Raw genomic sequence first — 253 nt, 5'->3', positions numbered from 1 at the left:
AGAAGTCAGAGCCCTGTTTATGGGTGATGGCGTGCCTTTTGTAGAATGAACCGGCGAGTTACGTTCCCGTGCAAGGTTAAGGTGAGAAGCCGGAGCCGCAGCGAAAGCGAGTCTGAATAGGGCGAATAAGTACGTGGACGTAGACCCGAAACCGTGTGATCTACCCCTGTCCAGGGTGAAGGTGCGGTAACACGCACTGGAGGCCCGAACCCACGAATGTTGAAAAATTCGGGGATGAGGTGGGGGTAGCGGA

Annotated in this window: 1 rRNA gene; it reads left to right on the top strand. The window is 55.3% G+C overall.

The annotated features are described in order from the left end of the window. Window positions 1–253 (top strand): 23S ribosomal RNA (locus KI379_RS33900); the annotation flags it as partial.

Origin of the sequence: Paenibacillus cineris (genome assembly GCF_018333335.1) — a bacterium.
GTDB lineage: Bacteria > Bacillota > Bacilli > Paenibacillales > Paenibacillaceae > Paenibacillus_AQ > Paenibacillus_AQ favisporus.
This window is presented reverse-complemented; position numbering and strand designations above follow the sequence as displayed.